The 20,726-nt window shown below is 71.6% G+C and carries 17 protein-coding genes; 8 read left to right on the forward strand and 9 right to left on the reverse strand.

Annotated elements, in window-relative coordinates; all coding sequences use genetic code 11:
* Positions 1-6 precede the first annotated feature (6 nt).
* Both ACFWXQ_RS13145 and ACFWXQ_RS13150 read left to right on the forward strand, forming a co-directional pair.
* The gene (locus ACFWXQ_RS13145) at positions 7-1,521 is read left to right on the forward strand and encodes an MFS transporter (RefSeq protein ID WP_383945169.1); all 1,515 of its coding nucleotides are present in this window, start codon (positions 7-9) and stop codon (positions 1,519-1,521) included.
* 162 nt (positions 1,522-1,683) lie between these two features.
* Positions 1,684-1,968, forward strand: coding sequence for a DUF6332 family protein (locus ACFWXQ_RS13150; protein ID WP_189838597.1), 285 nt, complete (start codon positions 1,684-1,686; stop codon positions 1,966-1,968).
* Here the strand turns inward: ACFWXQ_RS13150 and ACFWXQ_RS13155 are convergent.
* From ACFWXQ_RS13155 to ACFWXQ_RS13165, 3 genes are read right to left on the reverse strand one after another with little or no spacing between them, the layout of a single operon-like run.
* Entirely contained in the window at positions 1,929-2,594 is a 666-nt protein-coding gene (locus tag ACFWXQ_RS13155; RefSeq protein WP_383945167.1) for a response regulator, read from the reverse strand. The genes ACFWXQ_RS13150 and ACFWXQ_RS13155 overlap by 40 nt on opposite strands.
* On the reverse strand, positions 2,591-3,916 hold the full coding sequence (locus ACFWXQ_RS13160) for a histidine kinase (RefSeq protein WP_383945164.1): 1,326 nt from the start codon (positions 3,914-3,916) through the stop codon (positions 2,591-2,593). Before ACFWXQ_RS13160 ends, ACFWXQ_RS13155 begins: the two co-directional genes overlap by 4 nt.
* A gap of 53 nt (positions 3,917-3,969) precedes the next feature.
* Positions 3,970-6,303, reverse strand: coding sequence for an MMPL family transporter (locus ACFWXQ_RS13165; protein ID WP_383945162.1), 2,334 nt, complete (start codon positions 6,301-6,303; stop codon positions 3,970-3,972).
* Here ACFWXQ_RS13165 and ACFWXQ_RS13170 point away from each other — a divergent pair.
* Positions 6,288-7,112 carry a BTAD domain-containing putative transcriptional regulator gene (locus tag ACFWXQ_RS13170; protein ID WP_383945159.1) on the forward strand — a complete coding sequence of 275 codons (825 nt, stop codon included), beginning with the start codon at positions 6,288-6,290 and terminating at the stop codon, positions 7,110-7,112. The genes ACFWXQ_RS13165 and ACFWXQ_RS13170 overlap by 16 nt on opposite strands.
* Here the strand turns inward: ACFWXQ_RS13170 and ACFWXQ_RS13175 are convergent.
* Positions 7,067-7,801: a TetR/AcrR family transcriptional regulator gene (locus ACFWXQ_RS13175; protein ID WP_383945157.1), complete on the reverse strand. Its 735-nt coding sequence runs from the start codon at positions 7,799-7,801 to the stop codon at positions 7,067-7,069. The two genes, ACFWXQ_RS13170 and ACFWXQ_RS13175, sit on opposite strands and share 46 nt — an antisense overlap.
* Positions 7,802-7,993: 192 nt before the next feature.
* On the opposite strand from ACFWXQ_RS13175, the gene ACFWXQ_RS13180 reads away from it, so the two are divergent.
* Positions 7,994-8,452, forward strand: coding sequence for a nitroreductase family deazaflavin-dependent oxidoreductase (locus ACFWXQ_RS13180; protein WP_383945154.1), 459 nt, complete (start codon positions 7,994-7,996; stop codon positions 8,450-8,452).
* A 10-nt stretch (positions 8,453-8,462) separates the two neighbouring features.
* Here the strand turns inward: ACFWXQ_RS13180 and ACFWXQ_RS13185 are convergent, their stop codons facing one another.
* Positions 8,463-9,665 carry a geranylgeranyl reductase family protein gene (locus tag ACFWXQ_RS13185; RefSeq protein ID WP_383945151.1) on the reverse strand — a complete coding sequence of 401 codons (1,203 nt, stop codon included), beginning with the start codon at positions 9,663-9,665 and terminating at the stop codon, positions 8,463-8,465.
* 173 nt (positions 9,666-9,838) lie between these two features.
* On the opposite strand from ACFWXQ_RS13185, the gene ACFWXQ_RS13190 reads away from it, so the two are divergent.
* Positions 9,839-11,194 carry a dipeptidase gene (locus ACFWXQ_RS13190; protein ID WP_383945149.1) on the forward strand — a complete coding sequence of 452 codons (1,356 nt, stop codon included), beginning with the start codon at positions 9,839-9,841 and terminating at the stop codon, positions 11,192-11,194.
* 151 nt (positions 11,195-11,345) lie between these two features.
* Here ACFWXQ_RS13190 and ACFWXQ_RS13195 read toward each other — a convergent pair whose 3' ends face one another.
* On the reverse strand, positions 11,346-12,386 hold the full coding sequence (locus tag ACFWXQ_RS13195) for an NUDIX domain-containing protein (RefSeq protein ID WP_383945147.1): 1,041 nt from the start codon (positions 12,384-12,386) through the stop codon (positions 11,346-11,348).
* A gap of 155 nt (positions 12,387-12,541) precedes the next feature.
* Positions 12,542-12,739, reverse strand: a complete 198-nt coding sequence (locus ACFWXQ_RS13200; RefSeq protein WP_383945144.1) for a hypothetical protein — start codon at positions 12,737-12,739, stop codon at positions 12,542-12,544.
* A 361-nt stretch (positions 12,740-13,100) separates the two neighbouring features.
* Between ACFWXQ_RS13200 and ACFWXQ_RS13205 the strand changes: the two genes are divergently transcribed.
* A complete protein-coding gene (locus tag ACFWXQ_RS13205; protein ID WP_383945141.1) occupies positions 13,101-15,176 on the forward strand; it encodes an NPCBM/NEW2 domain-containing protein in 2,076 nt (691 codons plus the stop codon).
* 266 nt (positions 15,177-15,442) lie between these two features.
* On the opposite strand, the gene ACFWXQ_RS13210 is transcribed toward ACFWXQ_RS13205, so the two are convergent.
* Positions 15,443-16,402, reverse strand: a complete 960-nt coding sequence (locus tag ACFWXQ_RS13210) for an ROK family protein (protein ID WP_386268171.1) — start codon at positions 16,400-16,402, stop codon at positions 15,443-15,445.
* A 194-nt stretch (positions 16,403-16,596) separates the two neighbouring features.
* Here ACFWXQ_RS13210 and ACFWXQ_RS13215 point away from each other — a divergent pair, with 194 nt between their 5' ends.
* Both ACFWXQ_RS13215 and ACFWXQ_RS13220 read left to right on the forward strand, forming a co-directional pair.
* The gene (locus tag ACFWXQ_RS13215; protein WP_055613455.1) at positions 16,597-17,661 is read left to right on the forward strand and encodes a LacI family DNA-binding transcriptional regulator; all 1,065 of its coding nucleotides are present in this window, start codon (positions 16,597-16,599) and stop codon (positions 17,659-17,661) included.
* 3 nt (positions 17,662-17,664) lie between these two features.
* Positions 17,665-18,477, forward strand: coding sequence for a hypothetical protein (locus tag ACFWXQ_RS13220; RefSeq protein WP_383956972.1), 813 nt, complete (start codon positions 17,665-17,667; stop codon positions 18,475-18,477).
* On the opposite strand, the gene ACFWXQ_RS13225 is transcribed toward ACFWXQ_RS13220, so the two are convergent.
* On the reverse strand, positions 18,423-20,537 hold the full coding sequence (locus tag ACFWXQ_RS13225; protein ID WP_386268173.1) for a serine/threonine-protein kinase: 2,115 nt from the start codon (positions 20,535-20,537) through the stop codon (positions 18,423-18,425). The genes ACFWXQ_RS13220 and ACFWXQ_RS13225 overlap by 55 nt on opposite strands.
* Between the last annotated feature and the right edge of the window lie 189 nt (positions 20,538-20,726).

The raw sequence follows: 20,726 nt of genomic DNA on the forward strand, positions 1-20,726 counted from the left end.
TGGCGCATGACCTCTCCGCTCACCACCTCCGCGGCGCCGTCCCCGGCTGTTCGCTGGACGCCTCGCCTGTGGGGCACCCTCCTGGTGCTCTGCGCCGCGATGTTCCTGGACGCGCTGGACGTGTCGATGGTCGGCGTCGCCCTGCCGTCCATCGGTTCCGAACTCGATCTCTCCACCTCGACCCTGCAGTGGATCGTCAGCGGCTACATCCTGGGCTACGGCGGCCTGTTGCTCCTCGGCGGACGTGCCGCCGACCTCCTCGGCCGCCGCCAGGTCTTCCTGGTGGCACTCGCCGTCTTCGCGCTCGCCTCGCTGCTCGGCGGGCTCGTCGACTCGGGCCCGCTGCTCATCGCGAGCCGGTTCATCAAGGGCCTGAGCGCCGCGTTCACGGCTCCCGCGGGCCTGTCGATCATCACCACGACGTTCCCGGAGGGCCCGCTGCGCAACCGCGCGCTCTCCATCTACGTCACCTGTGCCGCGACCGGTTTCTCGATGGGCCTCGTCCTGTCCGGGCTGCTCACCGAGGCCAGTTGGCGCCTCACCATGCTGCTGCCCGCGCCCATCGCGGTCATCGCCCTGATAGCCGGTCTCAAGCTCATCCCGCGCAGCGAGCGCGACCGCACCCACCGCGGCTACGACATACCGGGCGCCATCCTCGGCACCGCCTCGATGCTGCTGCTCGTCTTCACCGTCGTCCAGGCACCCGAGGTGGGCTGGGCCTCGGCCCGTACGCTGCTGTCGTTCCTCGCGGTGGCCGTCCTGCTGACCGTGTTCGTACGCGTCGAGCAGCGCAGCCCCAGCCCGCTGATCCGGCTCGGCGTACTGCGCTCCGGCAACCAGATCCGGGCGCAGCTGGGCGCGATGGCGTTCTTCGGCTCGTACGTCAGCTTCCAGTTCCTGGTCACGATCTACATGCAGTCGCTGCTCGGCTGGTCGGCACTGCACACCGCGCTCGCCTTCCTGCCCGCGGGCGCGCTGGTGGCGCTGTCCTCGACGAAGATGGGCGCGATCGTCGACCGGTTCGGCACGCCACGGCTCATCGTGGCCGGCTTCGCCCTGATGGTCGTCGGCTACGCCCTGTTCCTGCGGGTCGACCTGGACCCCGTGTACGCGGCGGTGATCCTGCCGTCGATGCTGCTGATCGGCGCGGCCTGCGCGCTGGTCTTCCCCTCGCTCAACATCCAGGCCACCAACGGTGTGGACGACCACGAGCAGGGCATGGTTTCGGGTCTGCTCAACACCTCGGTGCAGGTCGGCGGTGCGATCTTCCTCGCGATCGTGACGGCCGTCGTGACCGCGAACTCCTCCGGGAGTTCCTCGCCCCAGGCCGTCCTCGACAGCTACCGCCCGGGTCTCGCCGTCATCACCGCGATCGCCGTGGTGGGCCTGCTCATCACGGCCACCGGACTGCGCGGGCAGCGCACTCGGACTCGGCAGACGACGATCCTGGTCGCCAAGTCCGAGGACGTACGGGACGACGAGCGGGAGCGGGCGGACGAGCGGGTGGCGGCCCGCGACTGACCCCGGCCCGCGACCGGCTCCTCTCTCGGTCCGGCTCTCTCTCGGACCGAACTTCTCTCGGACCGGCTCCTCCGTCTCGACGGTATGCGCCCGGCGGGCTTCCCTGCCCGCCGGGCGCGCCTTTCCTTGCCCCGCCGGGCGCTCCCCTGTGAGACTGCCGGTATGGGACAGACCAGGGGGCGGCGGACTCAGTCCGAGCGGGACGAGATGACCGTCGAGATCGGATACGCGTTGTTCAGTGCCGCGTTCGCCGCGGCGGTGGCGTTCGGGGCGCTGGCCGGACCGGCGCTGCTCTTCGACCTGCCGGTCACCATCGAGAAGGTCCAGCTCGCGGCCGGCACCTCACTCGCCGCGGTGCTCTTCATCTTCCGGGTGGCCAGTGTGCTGGTCCGGTTCCGGCAGGCGGCTCAGCCCAGCCAGCCCGGCCGCACCAGCCCCGACTCGTAGGCGAGCACGACCAGTTGGGCCCGGTCACGGGCGCCCAGCTTCACCATGGTCCGGCTGACGTGGGTCTTCGCGGTCAGCGGGCTGACCACCAGTCGGCGCGCGATCTCGTCGTTCGACAGCCCGATGCCGACCAGCGCCATCACCTCCCGCTCCCGCTCGGTGAGTTCGGCGAGCGCGCCTGCGGCCGCGGGCTCCTTGGAGCGGGCCGCGAACTCGGCGATCAGCCGCCGGGTCACACCCGGCGACAGCAGCGCGTCGCCCCCCACCACCGCCCGCACCGCGCGCAGGAGTTCCTCCGGCTCGGTGTCCTTGACCAGGAAGCCGGACGCTCCGGAGCGAATGGCCTCGAAGACGTACTCGTCCAGCTCGAAGGTGGTGAGCATGACGACCCTGACGTCGTTCAGGCCGTCGTCATCGGTGATACGGCGGGTCGCGGCGAGGCCGTCGAGCAGGGGCATGCGGATGTCCATCAGGACGACGTCGGGCCGCAGTTCGCGCACCGCGCGCAGCGCCTCCTCGCCGTCGGCGGCCTCTCCGGCCACCTCGATGTCCGGCTGAGCGTCGAGGAGCGCCTTGAAGCCTGCACGGACCAGTGACTGGTCGTCGGCGAGCAGTACGCGGATCACCGGTCCTCCTTGAGCTTGAGGGATTTCTCGGGCCGGTCGGACGTCCCGGCCGGCGCCCCTGACGCCCCGCCCGAGCTCTTGAGCGGCAGCAGGGCCAGCACCCGGAAGCCTCCGTCCTCGCGCGGTCCGGCCTCGATCGTGCCACCCAGGGCCGCGGCCCGCTCCCGCATTCCGGCCAGTCCGTTGCCGCTGCCGCCCGCGTCCTCGCCGGTCGCGGGTCCGTCGTCGTCGATACGGAGCGTCAACGCGTCGCGCGCGTAATCGACCCGCACGCGCGCGTGCCGCGATCCGGAGTGCCGTACGACGTTGGTGAGTGCCTCCTGGATGACGCGGAAGGCGGCGAGGTCGGCACCCGGCGGCAGGGCCCTGCGCTCGCCCCCGCTCTCGAGGTCGACCGTCAGTCCGGCGCCCGCCGCCTGCTCGACGAGCTCGGGGAGCCGGTCGAGGCCCGGCGCCGGCGCGCGCGGCGCGTCTCCGGGCGTGCGGAGCGTGTCGAGTACCTGGCGCACCTCCCCCAGTGCCTCCTTGCTCGCGGCCTTGATGGTGGTGAGCGCGGTGCGCGCCTGTTCCGGGTCGGAGTCGAGCAGCGCGAGGCCGACGCCCGCCTGGACGTTGATGACGGAGATGCTGTGCGCCAGGACGTCGTGCAGTTCCCGGGCGATCCGCAGCCGCTCCTCGTCGGCGCGCCGCTTGGCCGCCTGCCGGCGTTCCGCCCGGTCCCGGTCCCACTGTTCACGGCGTACCCGGGCGAGTTCGGAGACCGCGAGGATGGCGGCCATCCAGGCCGCGATGGCGACCTCCTCGCCCCACGAGGAGACCGGGTCGCCCTTCGGCGGCAGCCACCGGTAGAGCCAGTGGCCGACCAGGAGGTGGACCACCCACAGCGTGCCGAGCGCGGTCCAGGCCGCCCAGCGCTGCCCGGCCACGATCGCGCTGAAGCAGGCGAGCGCGACCGTGAGGAAGATCGGCCCGTACGGATATCCGGCGCTGAAGTAGACGAGGGCCGTGGCCGCGGTGCCGAACACCACGGCCACGGGATACCGCTGCCGCCACAGGAGCAGAGCGGCGCCCCCGAAGAGAAGGAGCCGCGCGAGGACGTCGAGCTGTTCCCGGTCGGGCTGCTGCTCCGCGGCGAAGGTGCTGCCGACCATGACGAACACGGTGAGGAGCAGCGTCGAACGCCACGGCCACCGCGGACGGCCGCCGCCCTCTTCTTCCTCGTCGCGGCGGTTCCACCACGGAGGGCCGTGCCGCCGGCCCCAAGGCGGGCCGCCCCCGGCCCAGGGGGGTCCGCCCCACCGGCGTGTGCGCTGCTCTTCCATGCCTGCCACGCTAGACGCCGCCGGTCGCCGGAGGCGTCAGCCGAGCGTGGTGATCACACGTACTCCCGGCGGAGTACCTGCTCCGGCTCCGGCTCGGCGGCCTCCCTGATCCGGAAGCGGCGCAGCGGCCTCGGTGCCCACCAGTTCGCGCGCCCCGCGAGCCGCATCGTGACCGGCAGCAGGACCACCCGGATGAGGGTCGCGTCGACGAGGATCGTCAGGGCCGTGCCGATGCCCAGCTCCTTCAGGAAGACGACGCCTCCGGTGGCGTACGACAGGAAGGACAGCGCGAGGATGCCGGCCGCCGCCGTGATCAGCGGGGCGCTGCGCCGGATGCCCTCGGCGACCGCGCGAACAGTGTCACCGGTGCGGTCGTGCTCCTCCTTGATGCGGGACAGCAGGAACACCTCGTAGTCCATCGAGAGGCCGTACGCCACGCAGAACATCAGCACCGGGATGCTCGGCTCGATCGAGCCGGTCGGCGTGAAGCCGAGCACTCCGGAGAGGTTGCCGTCCTGGAAGACCCACACCAGGCAGCCGAACATCACGGCCAGGCTGAGCAGGTTCAGGACGGTCGCCTTCAGCGGGAGCAGCACACTGCCGGTCATCAGGAAGAGGATCAGGTACGTCGCCCCGAGGACGAGCCCGGCGGCGAGCGGCAGCCGGTCGAGGAGCGTGGCGCGGAAGTCGGTGGTCTCGCCCGGGTAGCCGCCGACCAGTGCGCCGTCGGGGGCGGGTGTGTCCCGGACGCGTTCGACGAGCGCGGGTACGTCCCCGCGCATCGCCTCCTGAGTGGGCACAAGCGCCAGCCGTACGCGGCCGTCGGGCGCGGTCAGCCGGTCCTGGCCCGGCGCTCCCGTCCGCTGCCCGTCGCGGTAGGTGCCGGAGGGGGCGTCGACCTGGAACACGCCCTGGATTGAGGAGAGTTGGGCCGCGTACGCGCGCGTGGCAGCCGTGGTCGTGGGCTCTTCAACGGGCGCACCCGTGAGTGGTTTCGGGCTCGGTTTCGTGAGGACGACCTGGATGGTGTCGGTCGCCTCGGCGGGGAATTCCTCGTGCACGATCTCGGAGGTGGTGCGCGAGGAGGTCCCCTCGGGGAGAGTCCGCTCGTCGGGGAGTCCGAAGCGCAGCCCCAGGAGGGGCGAGGCGGCGAGGAGCAGGACGGTGAGCACTCCGGCGCCGGCGAGCAGCGGGCGGCGCATGGCCGCGAGTGCCGTGCGGTGCCAGAAGCCGGACGACGTGTGTGCGGCGGGCCGTTCGACCCGGTGGCCCCAGCGGGCCAGGGCAGCCGGCAGGAACACCACCGCTCCGGCCACCGCCGTCACCACGACAAGGACACCGGCGTACGCGAACGAGCTGAGGAAGAAGAACGGGAACACCAGCAGCGCGCACAGCGACACCGCCACCGTCACTCCGCTGAACACCACCGTGCGCCCCGCGATCGCGGTCGCCCGCACGACGGCGTCGGGCCCCGGGCGTCCGGCCGCGCGTTCCTCGCGGTAGCGGCTGATCACGAACAGGCTGTAGTCGACGCCGAGTCCGAGGCCCAGGACGAGGGCGAGGTTCGCCGCGAACGTCGACACCTCGGTGAACTGCGCGATCGCACGCAGCCCGGCGAGGGTGCCGAGTACGGACAGCAGACCGACCGCGATGGTCAACAGGGCAGCCGTCGTGCGCCGGTAGACCAGGACGAGAAGGAGCAGGACGGCCGGCAGTGCGAAGAGTTCGGCACGCAGGAAGTCGGTGCGGGCCTGTTCGCCGACCTGGCGTGAGATCTCCTCCTGACCGCCGACCTGGACGGTGAGTTCGTCGGTCGTTCGCGTCAACCGCGGTGAGAGCGTGGCGAGTTGTCCGCGTGCTTCCGTGGCGCTGCCTTCGAGCCGGACGAGGACGAGCGCGCGACGGCCGTCGGTGCCGCGCAGGGCGAGGCTGTCGGCGTCCCAGTACGAGGTGACGTCGGTGACCAGGGGCAGCCGCTCCACCTCCCGGGCCAGCGCGCGGGCCGCCTCCCGGGTGCGGGCACTGTCCACGTCGCCGTCGCGTGCCGTGACGAGCAGCGCCAGGTTGGGGTTGCCGGTGCCGAACTCCTCACGCAGTACGTCCCCCGCGCGCACCGACTCCGTGCCGGGCGAGCTCCAGCGCGCGAGGTCCAAGTCCTGCTGGGCGCCGGCCCCGTAGGCGGCGAGACCGAGGAGGACGAGGAGTACGCCGATCAGGACGGCACCGCTGCGCCGCACCGCCAGACGGCCGAGCCGGGTGAGCATCGTGGTGTGGCCTTTCTCCGGGGATCCGTAGCGGCCACGGTCGTCGGCCCCGCTGACCGTCCGCTGGAAGATCCACTGGAACGCGGGTGCCGGGATACTCTCGACGCATGGGTGAGGGGACACCGAAGGGCTTGCGCGAGAGCGGTTCGGCCGAGGGGGCGCCCGACCGCCTCCGTTTCGAACTGCTCGGCCCGCTCAGGGCGTTGCGCGACGGAGTCGAGGTGCCGCTGGGCCCGCCGAAGCAGCGCGCGGTACTCGCCGTACTGCTCCTCCAGGAGGGTCGCTCCATCTCGTACGACGCTCTGGTCGAGGCCGTGTGGGGAGGCGCCCCGCCCCTGCACGTACGCAACCTCGTGCAGAAGTACGTGTCCGGGTTGCGCCGAGCCCTGGGCGGCGCAGCGGAGTTGGTGTGGACGGGCAGCGGCTACCGGCTGACCGGCGCGGAAGCCGACGACCTGCGCGAGCGGCGGCGCTGGGTGGACGAGGCGCTCGCGGCGCGCGACGCGGGTGAGCTGCGGCGAGCGGGTGAACTGGTCGGGCGCGCCGAGGAGTTGTGGCGCGGCGAGTTCGCGGAGGGCCTGCGGGCGCCCTGTCTGGCGGCGGAACGGCTGCGCTGGGCCGAGAAACGGCTCACGGTGCTGGAGGCCCGGCTGGCCGGCGAGATCGAACTCGGCAGGTCCTTCGAGTACGTCCATGAGCTGGTCCGGCTCGTCGCCGCGCACCCGCTGCGGGAACGGCTCGTAGAACTGCTGATGCTCGCGCTGTACCGGACGGGCCGTTCCTCGGACGCGCTGACCGCCTACGAGGCCGCACGGCAGCGGCTCGCCGAGGCACTGGGCGCGGACCCGGGGCCTCCGCTGCGGTCACTGCACGCGCGGATGCTCCGTCAGGATCCCGCCCTGTTGCCCCGGCCGCCCGTGCCGGTGTCCTGAGGGAACACGAGGCCCACACCATGGCCGAGTTGGGCGACGGCGTGCCGGAAGAACGGCTCGCGGTCCTCCACGACCCGGTTGAACTGCCCGAACAGCTCGAAGCCGACGAGTCCGTAGAGCTGCGCCCAGGCCGCGACGAGTGCGGTGACCACCGCGGGCGGCAGGTCCGGGGCCAGATCCTCGGCCAGCCTCCGGGACTCGGGACCGAGTTCGGCGGGCAGCGGAGGAAGGGCCACCCCGGCGCCCTGGTGTGCGTCCCGGACGATGCCGATGAGGAGCAGCCCGACGCGGGACGCCGCGGGCACGGTGGTAAGGGGTGCCGTGTATCCGGGCACGGGCGATCCGTAGATCAGCGCGTACTCGTGTGGGTGCCCCAGCGCCCACTCGCGCACCGCCTCGCACACCGCGGTCCAACGGCGGATCGGCCCGGCGTCGGCCACCTTGGCGTGCGCCGCCTCGGCGGCGGCGCCGAGCGAGTCGTAGGCGTCGATGATGAGCGCGGTCAGCAGGTCGTCGCGGCTGGGGAAGTAGCGGTACAGCGCGGAGGAGACCATGCCGAGCTCGCGGGCCACGGCCCGCAGGGAGAGCTTGGCCGCGCCGTCCTCGGCGAGTTGTCTGCGCGCCTCGTCCTTGATGGCCGCGGTGACCTCGATCCTGGCTCGGGCGCGGACTCCTTTAGCGGTACTCATGCGCGCCAGTGTTCCATATTTTCAGAGCAGTGCACACAAACGAGAGCGGCGCACACATACAAGAGCGGCGCACTTAAAAGAGAGCAGCGAGCCATTTCGAGAGCACTGCTCTTGATTTGGATCACCGATCTCGTGCACACTGCTCTCAAGCGAGAGCAGTGCTCACACTTTCCGCCTCGGGAGGAAGTCACCATGACCACGTCCACGCACGTGAAGAAGCCCGGCTGGTTCACCGTGAACGTGCTCAACCGGACCATCGCCTGGATGACCCGCCGCGGCCTCAGCGTCTGGGGCTCCCGGGTCCTGGCCGTCCGCGGCCGCAAGAGCGGCGAGTGGCGCACCACCCCCGTCAACCTGCTGACCTTCGACGGCGGCCGGCAGTACCTCGTCGCCCCGCGCGGCCACGTCCAGTGGACGCACAACATGCGGGTCGCGGGCGGCGGCGAGCTGCACCTCGGCAAGAAGGTGGAGGTGTTCACCGCCGTGGAGGTCGCCGACGACGACAAGGTCCCGCTGCTGCGCGCCTACCTCAAGCGCTGGAAGGCCGAGGTCGGCGTGTTCTTCAACGGCGTCGGCCCCGACTCCTCCAACGAGGAGCTGCGGCGCATCGCCCCCGACCACCCGGTCTTCCGGATCACGGTCAAGAGCTGAGCGCCTCAGGTCACCGGTCCAGCGCGGTCAGCGCACGCCCCGCCATCGGATGCGACCGCACCATCTCGCCGAGCGAGGTGGATCCACGGGTTATGCCCGTGAACGCCTTCCAGGCGGGCCGGAAACCCGTGAGCGCGGCATGGAACATGCCGGGCCGCCGCTGGAAGATCGTGAGCATGCTCTTGCCGACGCTCATCTCGACGCCGAGACCCGCCTTGATCGCGAAGGCGTAGTTCAGCGCCTGCCGTCGCGTGTCCACGGCGTCGTGCGCCTCCGCGATCCGCACCGCCCACTCACCCGCGAGCCGCCCCGAGCGCAGCGCGAAGGAGATGCCCTCGCGGGTCCACGGTTCCAGGAGCCCCGCGGCGTCCCCGCACACCAGTACCCGCCCCCGCGACAGCGGCGAGTCGTCGGCGCGGCAGCGCGTCAGATGCCCGGACGAGATGCTCGGCTCGAAACCGGCGAGGCCGAGCCGGGCGATGAAGTCCTCCAAGTACCGCTTGGTGGCGGCGCCTTCACCGCGCGCCGAGATCACTCCGACGGTGAGTGTGTCCCCCTTGGGGAACACCCAGCCGTAACTGCCGGGAAGGGGGCCCCAGTCGATGAGGACCCGCCCCTTCCAGTCCTCCGCGACCGTCTCCGGCACCGGGATTTCCGCCTCCAGGCCCAGGTCGACCTGGTCGAGCTTCACCCCGACGTGTGCCCCTATCCGGCTGGCACTGCCGTCCGCGCCGACCACGGACCGGGCCAGCACCGTCTCGCCGTCCTGGAGGACGACGGCCACCGTGCGCCGGTCGGGGACGGCCGAGCCGTGCTGCTCCACCCGCGAGACCGTGACGCCCGTACGCAGTTCGGCGCCCGCCTTCTGGGCGTGCTCGACGAGCTGCTGGTCGAACTCGGGCCGGTTGATGAGCCCGAAGAGCATCTGCTTGGAGCGACGGGTGCGCGTGAACCTGCCGTCGAGCGAGAACGTGACCGCGTGCACCCGGTCCTGGAACGGCAGCTCGAATCCGGGCGGCAGCGCGTCACGGCTCGGTCCGATGATGCCGCCGCCGCACGTTTTGTAGCGGGGCAGCTCCGCTTTCTCCAGCAACAGGACGCGGCGCCCCGCGACCGCTGCCGCATAGGCGGCCGAGGCGCCCGCGGGCCCCCCGCCGACCACGACGACGTCCCACACCCGCTGTGCGTCGTCCGATGAGTTCTCGCTGCTCACGATGGTCTGCTGCTCCGATCCAGCCGCCTGCCGCACCTGCTCCACGCATCCTACGGCGACGCCCGGCCAGGACCACTGTGGGAGGATCTGCAGCTAATGCAGCGCGCACACCCGTATGCGCGCATCGCAGACGTACCCATCCTTACAACGTCGCACCCACGAGGAGCGTGCCCATGTCGTCGAATCCGGTCGCCGAGACCGTCGCCTCGTTGATGCCGAGGGCGAAGGCGGAGCTCACCGAGCTGGTGGCCTTCAAGTCGGTGGCGGACTTCGACCAGTTCCCCAGGAGCGAGAGCGAGGGCGCCGCGAACTGGGTGGCCGACGCACTGCGCGCCGAGGGCTTCCAGGACGTCGCGCTGCTCGACACCCCCGACGGCACACAGTCGGTGTACGGCAGCCTGCCGGGCCCCGAAGGCGCGAAGACCGTCCTCCTGTACGCCCACTACGACGTGCAGCCGCCGCTCGACGAGGCCGGCTGGGTGACCCCGCCCTTCGAGCTGACGGAGCGGGACGGCCGCTGGTACGGCCGCGGGTCCGCCGACTGCAAGGGCGGCCTGGTCATGCACCTGCTGGCGCTGCGCGCGCTCAAGGCCGACGGCGGGGTCCCGGTCAACGTCAAGGTCATCGTGGAGGGTTCCGAGGAGCAGGGCACGGGCGGCCTGGAGCGGTACGCCGAGGAGCACCCCGAGCTGCTGGCCGCCGACACGATCGTCATCGGTGACGCGGGCAACTTCCGGGTCGGCGTCCCCACGGTGACGACCGCGCTGCGCGGCATGACCCTCGTCCGTGTCCGGGTCGACACCCTCGAAGGCAACCTGCACTCCGGCCAGTTCGGCGGGGCGGCCCCCGACGCGCTGGGCGCGCTGATCCGCGTACTGGACTCGCTGCGTGCCGAGGACGGCTCGACGACGGTCGACGGGCTCACGGGCACCTCGCGCTGGGACGGCCTGCAGTACGACGAGGCGCAGTTCCGCAAGGACGCGAAGGTGCTCGACGGTGTGGAGCTGATCGGCTCGGGCACGGTCGCCGACCGCATCTGGGCGCGGCCGGCCGTGACCGTGCTCGGCATCGACTGCCCGCCGGTGGTCGGCGCCACCCCGTCCGTGCAGGCGGGCGCCCGCGCGCTGGTCAGCCTGCGGGTGCCGCCGGGCGTGGACACGGTCGAGGCGACCAAGCTGCTCCAGGCCCATCTGGAGGCGCACACCCCGTGGGGCGCGCGCGTGCAGCTCGAACAGATCGGCCAGGGTCAGCCGTTCCGCGCCGACACGACCAGTCCCGCGTACGCGGCGATGGCGCAGGCGATGAGCGACGCGTACGACGGGGCGGAGATGCAGTACGCCGGTCAGGGCGGCTCCATCCCGCTGTGCAACACCCTCGCGTCGCTCTATCCGCAGGCGGAGATCCTGCTCATCGGACTGAGCGAGCCGGAGGCACAGATCCACGCCGTGAACGAGAGCGTGTCGCCCGAGGAGCTGGAGCGGCTGTCCGTCGCCGAGGCACTGTTCCTGCGCAACTACGCGGCGAACTGAGCGAGTTGGCCGAGGGGCCTGCCACACAACACAACCGGCACGCCCCTCGACCCTCGTACGCCGCTCGGCCCTCGTACGACCCTCAGCCCTCGTACGACCCTCAGCCCTCGGCCCTCGTACGACCAGCACGCCTCGACCGTCGCCGGGGCAACTACCCCTTGGGCACCCCGGCCTCCAAATACAGGGCGGCTCCCCGCTCCCGTGCGCGCAGTGCCCAGCGCAGGCGCTCGTAGCGGACGGGTGGCAGCAGTTCGGCCGCCTCCTCCTCGGTGACGAAGCGCCAGGCGCGCAGTTCGGGGCCCGGCAGCAGCATCCGCCGGGCCTCGTCGCTGTCGAGCCGGCCGCCGTCGTAGAGGAGACGCAGTCCGCCGTAGGCGGGGGGAACCGGGGGCTCCCAGTCGACGACCAACAGGCTGGGTACGTCGGCGAGTTGGATGCCCGTCTCCTCGGCGACCTCGCGGACGCCCGCCCGCGCGGGTGCCTCGCCGGACTCGACGACGCCGCCCGGGAACTCCCAGCCGGCCTTGTAGGTCGGGTCGACGAGCAGCACCCGGTCCTGCTCGTCGAAGAGGAGTACGCCCGCGGCGACGGTCTCCGAGGTGGGCTCGGGGGTCTGCACGATGTCGCAGACGGGGACGGATCCACTGCTCACGGCCCCGGCGATGCGCACGGCGGCCTCGTAGGGGGTGAGCGCGCTGGTGTCGACCGGGTGGGCGTCGGCGGTGAGCCAGCCGGCGAGGGCGGCGAGGTACGGCTCGATGTGGTCGTAGGACCACTGCCGCACCCGTATCTCCCCGTCGGGGAGGTCCGGCGGGACCTCCCGGTCGGCTATTCGCTCGCGCAGGATCGTTTCCGCCGGGGCGAGAAGCACATGGCGTACCGCGATCCTGCGGGATGCGAGTCCGCCGAAGATCTCGTCACGGTAGTCCTGGCGGAGCAGCGTCATGGGGACCACGAGTACGCCCCCGAGTTCGGCGAGCATCGCGGCCGCGGTGTCGACCACGAGCCGTCGCCAGATCGGCAGGTCCTGAAAGTCGCCGACCTCGGCGAGGCGCTTGGCGGGCAGGAGCTGCGTCAGCCCGGCACCGATGAGCTCGGGGTCGAAGAGTGTGCTGTTCGGGATCAGGTCGATCAGTTCCCGTGCGGTGGTGGTCTTCCCCGCACCGAACGCACCGTTGATCCAAACGATCACGGTTCCCCCTCTGCTGTTGGCCCCCTGAGGCTTGCCCGCTCCACCCTGCCACGGAAACCAGGCCCTGAAGAGGTCGCGTTCGACGGGCCGGACGCATACGAAAGCCCGGCCCTCGACGGGCCGGGCTGATGGTCGGGACGGTCCTGACTCGCGGGTCAGTCCCGCTGCTCCTGGGGCTCGTCGTCCGTGGCCAGACTGCCTTCGCTGATCGTCTGGTCGAGGCTGCTGAGCGTGTTCTGTACGTCGAGGCTGCCGAGGGCGTCGCCGCCCTCCGCGGAGTGGGACGGCGTGACGGCCGCAACCACGAAGCCGGCGGCGAGGGAGGCGATGGCGAGCATGCTGCGCTTCTTCATGCCCGGTTCAACTGCCGACTCGCCCATGGGTCACGGTCGGCCTTTCCGCCGTCCCACGGCACGAACCCGCCACGCAGGAGATTTCGCCGGGACATCCGATGTCCCGTCCCACTTCCGGAAGCCACAAGCCCCTTCACCCATGACTGCCCCGCACTCCCTCCCCCGGACCGCAAATCAACACAACCGCACGCGGGGCTTGAATCCCACTCCCTAGTGGGAGCTTCGTCTAGGGTTTTGACGGGATATCGAACAAACGTTACCGCACCTCTTCCACCACAGTGCGACAGGTCCTACCGTAAGCGCGCACGGATGACGCGAACATGAAGACATCCAACCTTTCGCGAGTACGGAGGACGTAACGATGCGTCACTTTCTCACCCGCACGACTCGCCGAAGAGTGGTCGGAGCACTCACCGCAGGGCTGCTCGGCACCTTGGGGCTGACCGGACCGGCCCCGGCCGCCGACGCCGGAACACCGGCCGGAGCATCGGCCGGAGCTCTGGCGGCACCGGCGGCACCGGCCGCAGCCGCCCCGGACGACGGTCTCGCCCTCACCCCGCCCATGGGCTTCAACAACTGGAACTCCACGCACTGCCGTGCGGAGTTCAACGAGGAGATGGTCAAGGGAATCGCGGACATCTTCGTGGCCAAGGGTCTCAAGGAGGCCGGCTACGAGTACGTCAACCTCGACGACTGCTGGGCGCTGCCCACCCGTGACGCGAACGGCAAGCTGGTGCCCGACCCGGTCCGCTTCCCGGGCGGGATCAAGGCGGTCGCGGACTACGTGCACGCCAAGGGGCTCAAGCTCGGCATCTACACCAGCGCGGGCACCAAGACGTGCAACGACGCGGGCTTCCCGGGCGCGCTCGGCCACGAGTTCAGCGACGCCCAGCAGTTCGCGGACTGGGGTGTCGACTACCTGAAGTACGACAACTGCAACAACCAGGGCGTGGACGCCAAGCAGCGCTACACGACGATGCGTGACGCCCTGAAGGCCGCCTCCGAGACGACCGGCCGTCCCATCGTCTACAGCATCTGCGAGTGGGGCGAGAACAAGCCCTGGGAGTGGGCGGCCGACGTCGGCCAACTGTGGCGTACGACCGGGGACATCAGCGACAACTGGGGCTCGATGCTCTCGATCATGAAGCAGAACCTGCCGCTCGCGCAGTACGCGGGTCCCGGGCGCTGGAACGACCCCGACATGCTGGAGGTCGGCAACGGCGGCATGACGGACACCGAGTACCGCACGCACTTCTCGATGTGGTCGATCATGGCCGCGCCGCTGCTCATCGGCTCGGACCTGCGCTCCGTTCCCGAGGAGACCTTCGACATCCTCGGCAACAAGGAGGTCATCGCGGTCGACCAGGACCCGCTCGGCAAGCAGGGCGCGGTGCTCTCCTCCGAGGGCGGCCGCTGGGTCGTCGCCAAGGAGATGAAGGACGGCAGCCGCACGGTCGCCCTCTTCAACGAGACCGGCAGCGCCCAGCGCATCGCCACGACCGCGAAGGCCGTCGGACTGCCCGAGGCGGACGCCTACACACTGCGCGACCTGTGGCAGCACAAGAGCTACAACACGGCGGGCGCGATCTCGGCGACCGTCCCGGCACACGGCACGGTCCTCGTACGCGTATCGACGGACGGCCGCTGGGCCAAGAACCCGCCCGCCGTCGAACTCGGCCTGGACGGCAGCACGTTGATCGAGACGGGCAAGCCGGCCGCCCTCACCACCTCGGTCACCGACCTGGGCCGCACACCCGCGAAGCGCGTCTCCGTCTCCGTGAGCGGACCCCAGGGCTGGAAGGTGAAGGCCAAGTCGCCGACCACGACAGGCTCACTCCCGACCGGCAGGGCGCTGCGCACCAAGTGGACGGTGACCGCGCCCGCCGGCACGCCCACGGGGTCGTACGAGCTGAAGCTGAAGGCCACTTACCGCTCGCCGAGCGGGGTGCGGGCCGAGAGCGTGCTGCCGCTGACGGCGTCCGTCGTGACGGCCCCGCCCTCCGGCGCGTCGAACCTCGGTGATCTCCCCTGGCTCTCGACGACCAACGGCTGGGGGCCCGTCGAGCGCAACACCAGCAACGGCGAGAGCGACGCGGGAGACGGCACCCCGATCACGATCAACGGCGTCGTGTACGCCACGGGGCTCGGCGTCCATGCCGAGAGCACCGTCGAGTACTACACGGGCAAGGCCTGCGAGACCGTGACCGCGAAGGTCGGCGTGGACGACGAGGAGGGCACCGACGGGTCCGTCGCCTTCGAGATCTGGGCCGACGGCACGAAGGTTGCCTCGAGCGGCGTCCTGACCAACGCCCAGCCCGCACAGGCCCTTTCGGCCGACGTGAGCGGCGCCCAGGTGATCCGCCTGGTCGTCACGGACGGCGGAGACGGCATCACCTCGGACCACGGCGACTGGGCAGACACCCAACTCACCTGCTGACACCAGCGGTCCGGCAGGGCCCGACCACGCAGCTCCCCGCGCCCTTGAGTACCTTCTTTCCAGGGGCGCGGGGAACTGCGCAATCTTTATCTTTGGGGGCGCAGGGGAACGGCGCATTCTTTGGGGGCGCAGGGAACTGCGCATCCTTTGGGGGCGCGGGGAACGGCGCATTCTTTGGGGGCGCGGGGAACTGCGCGACAAGCCCCCACCGGCCGGCACCCAACAACGCTCGTATCGAATCGCCACCCGAGCGGCGAAGAGGCGGCTCAGCCGCCCACCACGGCCGTGGTGGCGCTCGGCTGCCGGCTGAGCGCAGCCGCCGCCGCGCCCACAAGCCCAGCGTCCGTCCCCATCTGCGCCGGCGTCACAGTGAGCCGCTGCACGAACGACAACGTGGCGTAGTCCCGCAACGCGGCACGCAGCGGCGTGAACAGGACGTCGCCCGCCTTCCCCACTCCCCCGCCGATCACCGCGATGTCGATCTCCACCAGCGTCGCCGTCGCCGCGATCCCGGCGGCCAGGGCCCGGGCGGCACGCTCGAAGGACGCCACCGCGACCGGGTCACCGGCGCGGGCGGCGGCGGCCACGGCGGCCGCCGAGTCGTCGCCCTCGGCCCCGGGCTTCCAGCCGCCCTCGATGGCGCGGCGCGCGATGTTCGGGCCGCTCGCGATGCGCTCGACACAGCCGCGGGAACCGCACGGGCACGGGTCGCCGTTGAGCTCCACGCTGATGTGGCCGATGTGACCGGCGTTGCCGGTGGGCCCGGGGTGCAGCTGTCCGCCCAGGACGAGGCCGCCTCCGACGCCGGTCGAGACGACCATGCAGAGCGCGTTGTCGTGTCCGCGGGCCGCACCCTGCCAGTGCTCGGCCGCGGTGATCGCCACGCCGTCGCCGATCAGCTCGACGGGCAGCCCGGCCGTGGCCGCCTGGACCCGCTCGACCAGGGGGTAGTCGCGCCAGCCGGGCACGTTCACGGGGCTCACGGTGCCCGCGGAGGCGTCCACCGGGCCCGCACTGCCGATGCCGATGGCCGTGGCGCGGCTCCACAGGGGCGAGACGGTCAGCTCGCCGAGCACGGCGTGGACGGCCGCCATGACGGTCTCGCCGCCCTCCTGAGCGGGCGTCGGCCGCTGGGCGCGCAGCAGGATCCGGCCGTGGCCGTCCACCAGCGCTCCGGCGATCTTGGTGCCGCCGATGTCGAGCGCGGCCACGAGGTCGGTGTGCATCAGTGTCTGATCTCCCGTTTGGATCCCATTTGGACCATGAGAAAAGGGCAGGCCGGTCTCGGCGTGAGGAAGGGTGGGCCGGAGATTGCGATGGACAGTCTCTCCCGCATCTGACAACGTTGTCCAGGCTCTATGCTCGACGCCACACCCCGATCTGGCGACCAACCGAGCATCCTCAGGACCGACGCAGCCCCATGGACTACAGGACAGGACAGCGCATCGTGGCCGAGACCGCCCGCCGAACCGAGAGCCGCTACGGCAACCGTCCCACGATGAAGGACGTCGCGGCGCGTGCCGGGGTCGGTCTGAAGACGGTATCGCGTGTAGTCAACGGCGAGCCAGGAGTCACCCCGGACACCGAGCGCCGGGTACAGGAGGCGATCGACGCGCTGGGCTTCAGGCGCAACGACAGCGCGCGGGTGCTCCGCAAGGGGCGTACGGCGAGCATCGGTCTCGTACTGGAGGATCTGGCGGACCCGTTCTACGGCCCGCTGAGCCGGGCGGTGGAGGAAGTGGCCCGCGCCCATGGCGCCCTGTTGATCAACGGCTCCAGCGCCGAGGACCCGGACCGCGAGCAGGAGCTGGTCCTCGCGCTGTGCGCGCGCCGCGTGGACGGGCTCGTGATCATCCCGGCCGGTGACGACCACCGCTATCTGGAGCCCGAGATAAAGGCGGGTGTCGCCACGGTCTTCGTGGACCGCCCCGCCGGACAGATCGACGCGGACGTCGTCCTCTCCGACAGCTTCGGCGGTGCGCGCGACGGCGTCGCCCACCTCATCGCGCACGGCCACCGCCGGATCGGGTTCATCGGTGACATGCCGCGCATCCACACCTCCGCCGAGCGTCTGCGCGGCTATCGCGCCGCCATGGAGGACGCCGGCATTCCGGTGGAGGACGCCTGGATGTCCCTGGGCGTCACCGACCCGCAGCGGGTGCGCAAGGCGGCCGAGGACATGCTCTCCGGCCCCTCCCCCGTCACGGCGATCTTCGCGGGCAACAACCGTGTGACGGTCACGGCCGTACGTGTCATCGCCGAGGGCTCCCGCCCCGTTGCCCTGGTCGGCTTCGACGACATAGAGCTCGCGGACCTCCTCCAGCCCGGGGTCACCGTCGTCGCCCAGGACGCGGCGCAGCTCGGGCGCACCGCCGCGGAACGCCTCTTCCGTCAGCTCGACGGCTCGCTCGTCCTTCCCGAACGCATCGAACTCCCGACGCGTCTGATCACTCGCGGCTCGGGCGAACTGCCGCCCTCGGACTGACCCATGACGGCACAGGACCCGTACGCGGACCGCACGCTGGAAGCTCTTGGCCTGGCCGAGGCGCCGCGCGACCATCCGCTGGCCTATCCGGGCGCCTGGCCCAGGGAATCAGGACTCCTGGACGGGGACCGGCTGTTGCCCCTCACCCGCCACACGTTCCCGGACCGCGTCCCGGTCCTCGCGGTCGGCTCCAACGCCTGCCCCGCGCAACTCCGGCACAAGATGCGGGAGTACGAGCTGTCGTCCCCGCTCCCGCTGGTCAAGGCGCGGGTCACCGGGCTGGAGGTGGGCGTCTCGGCGCACGTCAGCGCGATGGGGTACGTGTCCGCGTCGCCCTTTCACGCGCCCGGGCACACCCGCGAGCTGTTCCTCACCTGGCTGGACCCGGCACAGCTCGCGGCGGTCGACGCGAGCGAGGGCGTCATGGCGCCGGCGGGGGCGTACGACCGTGTGTCGCTGCCCGCCGCCGACGTCCGGATCGAGCTGGAGTCGGGCGCCACACTCGACGGGGCCCACCTCTACGTCAACCGGCGCGGAATCCTCCACGACGGTACGGGGGCGCCGCTGAGGCATCCCGGCGAGCGGCCGCTGCTCACCCAACTCCTCGGCCGGTCACCGCGGTTGCGGGACCTGTTCGGCGCCACGCCCGAGGAGTTCTGCGCCAAGGCGCGCGGCGATCTGCGGCTGTGCACCGCGGGCACCCGGCTCTTCGCCGAGGAGGGGTGGACGACGGCCTCCGGACTGGAGAAGTACCTGCCGGGTCAGCAGACCGGCAGCCCCGGAACCGGCGCGTCGTTGTCGCCGCCCTTGATGTAGACGTCGCTGACGAAGACGTTCGTGTTGCCGCTGTCGTCGTCGGTCTTCGCCCACCAGACGTTCGTCCACTCGCCGTAGGTCTCGCGGCGGCCGAGGTTCTGCTGGCAGTAGAAGTAGTTGGTGCCCGCGTTGAGGGTGCCCGCCTCGGCGCCGGACGCGGTGTAGGACGTGGACGTCTTCCAGACCTCGCAGTTGTACTTGCCGCCGCCGATGGCGTGGCAGACCGGGGCGGGAGTGGGGTCCTCGCCTCCACCGGTCGTGCCGCCGTCCGAACCGCCGCCCGTGGTGCCGCCCTCGCTGGGCCTGGGCGAGGCGGCGGGTGCCTTGTCCGTGGGCTTGGTGTCCTCGGTGTGCTCCGGCTTCTCGCTCGGCTTCACGGACTCCTTGTTGTCGCCCTGTTCCGTGGGCTCGGTGTCGTCCGACAGGTCGATCGAGCCGCGGCTCGCGCCCTCGGACGGGGTGGCGCCGCCGCCCTGGGAAACCTTGGGCCCGGCGGTGGGCTTCGACTCGTCGCCGCCGTTCATGAGGGCGACGGTGACGCCGGTCGCGGCCAGCACGACGGTGACCGCCGCTGCGGCGAGAAGGACCCGGCCCTTGCGGCGCCGGGGGCCCGCCGGAACGGCGGGCTGAGCCATCGACTCGGGCGGCCCGAAGCCCGGTCCGGGCGTCGGGGCCGGTATGGAGGAAGCCGCGGCCGACGGCATGCCGTGACCGCCTGCCTGCTGAGAACCGGGTGCTGTCGGGCCCGCGTCCGGGAAGCCGGGCCCGTAACCGCCTGCCGCGGAGGCCGAGGCAGGTGTCGAGGCGCCCGTCCCGTCCGTCGCCGGACCTGCGGGCCCCGGCCGGCCTTCTCCGGCTCCGGGGGATCCGGTCCCGGTACCGACGCCCGCGGCGCCGAACGCGGCTGCTCCTGTACCCGAGTCCGCGGCCCCGGTCCCGCTCGGTTCCGGGGCGCCGAAGCCCGCGTGGCCCGCCGCCGGTGCGCCGGGCGCGGAGCCGCCGAAGGAGCCGGCCTCCGCCCTGTCCTCGCCCGCGGGCCCGAAGCCCGCGCCGGCCGACTCGGGTGGGCCGAAGCCCGGCGGCACCGCCGGCACGCTCCGCTCGGTCGCTTCGCGCGGCCGGGGCGTGGGCGGTCGCAGGCCCGTGGTCGCCGAGTCCGGGCCGGTGGTGGCGTCCGCCACCCCTTGCAGCAGGCGGCTCGCCTCGTCGGCGTCCGGGCGGGACTCCGGCTGCTTGTGCATCAGTTGCCGCAGAACAGGGCCGAGCGGTCCGGCGCGCTGCGGCTCCGGCAGCGGTTCGACCACGATCGCCGTGAGGGTGGACCACGTCGACGTACGCCGGAACGGCGAGGCTCCCTCGACGGCCGCGTACAGCGTGGCGCCCAGGGCCCAGATGTCGGAGGCGGGGCCCGGTTCGTGGCCCTGCGCCCGCTCAGGTGCCAGGTAGTCCAGAGAGCCGACCAGTTCGCCGCTGCGGGTGAGATGGGTGGCGGAGCCGTCGCCCGGGTCGTCCATCGTGGCGATGCCGAAGTCGGTGAGGACGACCCGGCCGGAGCGGTCGAGCAGGATGTTGCCGGGCTTCACGTCACGGTGGAGCACTCCGACGCGGTGGGCCGCGGAGAGCGCGTCCATGACCTTCGCGCCGATTCCGGCCACCTCGCGTGCGTCGAGGGTGCCGCGCTCGCGCAGGACGTCGTCCAGGGACGGTCCGTCCACCAGTTCCATGACGATCAGCGGCCGGCCGTCGACCTCCGCCACATCGTGCACGGCGACGACTCCGGGGTGGCGCACGCGGGCCGCCGCGCGCGCCTCGCGCTGCATGCGCAGCCCCAGGTCGGCCAGTTCGGGCGCGCCCGCGTCCGAGTACGTACGGAGTTCCTTGACCGCGACCTCGCGGCCGAGGACCTCGTCGAGTGCCCGCCAGACGACGCCCATGCCGCCGCGGCCCAGTTGGGCGACGACGCGGTAGCGTCCGACGAGGAGCCGGCCGATCCCGTCGGGCTGGTCGGGCCCGTCCGGTCGGTCCTTCTCCCCTGGTTGCTGGTTTTCCCCCGAAGACACCGCTGCCCCGTTCCTGAGTCACACCAATGAGTGGCATCCAGAGTACGGGGCGGAAGTGACAGCCGGGGCGGGGGCGCTGTCGCTGTGACTTGGTCGCTACGTGCGGGGTGCCACGGTGTGCGGGGTGCCCCGGGCCGTCTTGAACCTGCGGGCCGGTTGTGGCTTGTCGCGCAGTTCCCCGCGCCCCTC

The organism is Streptomyces sp. NPDC058697 (assembly GCF_042715345.1).
Lineage (GTDB): Bacteria > Actinomycetota > Actinomycetes > Streptomycetales > Streptomycetaceae > Streptomyces > Streptomyces liliifuscus.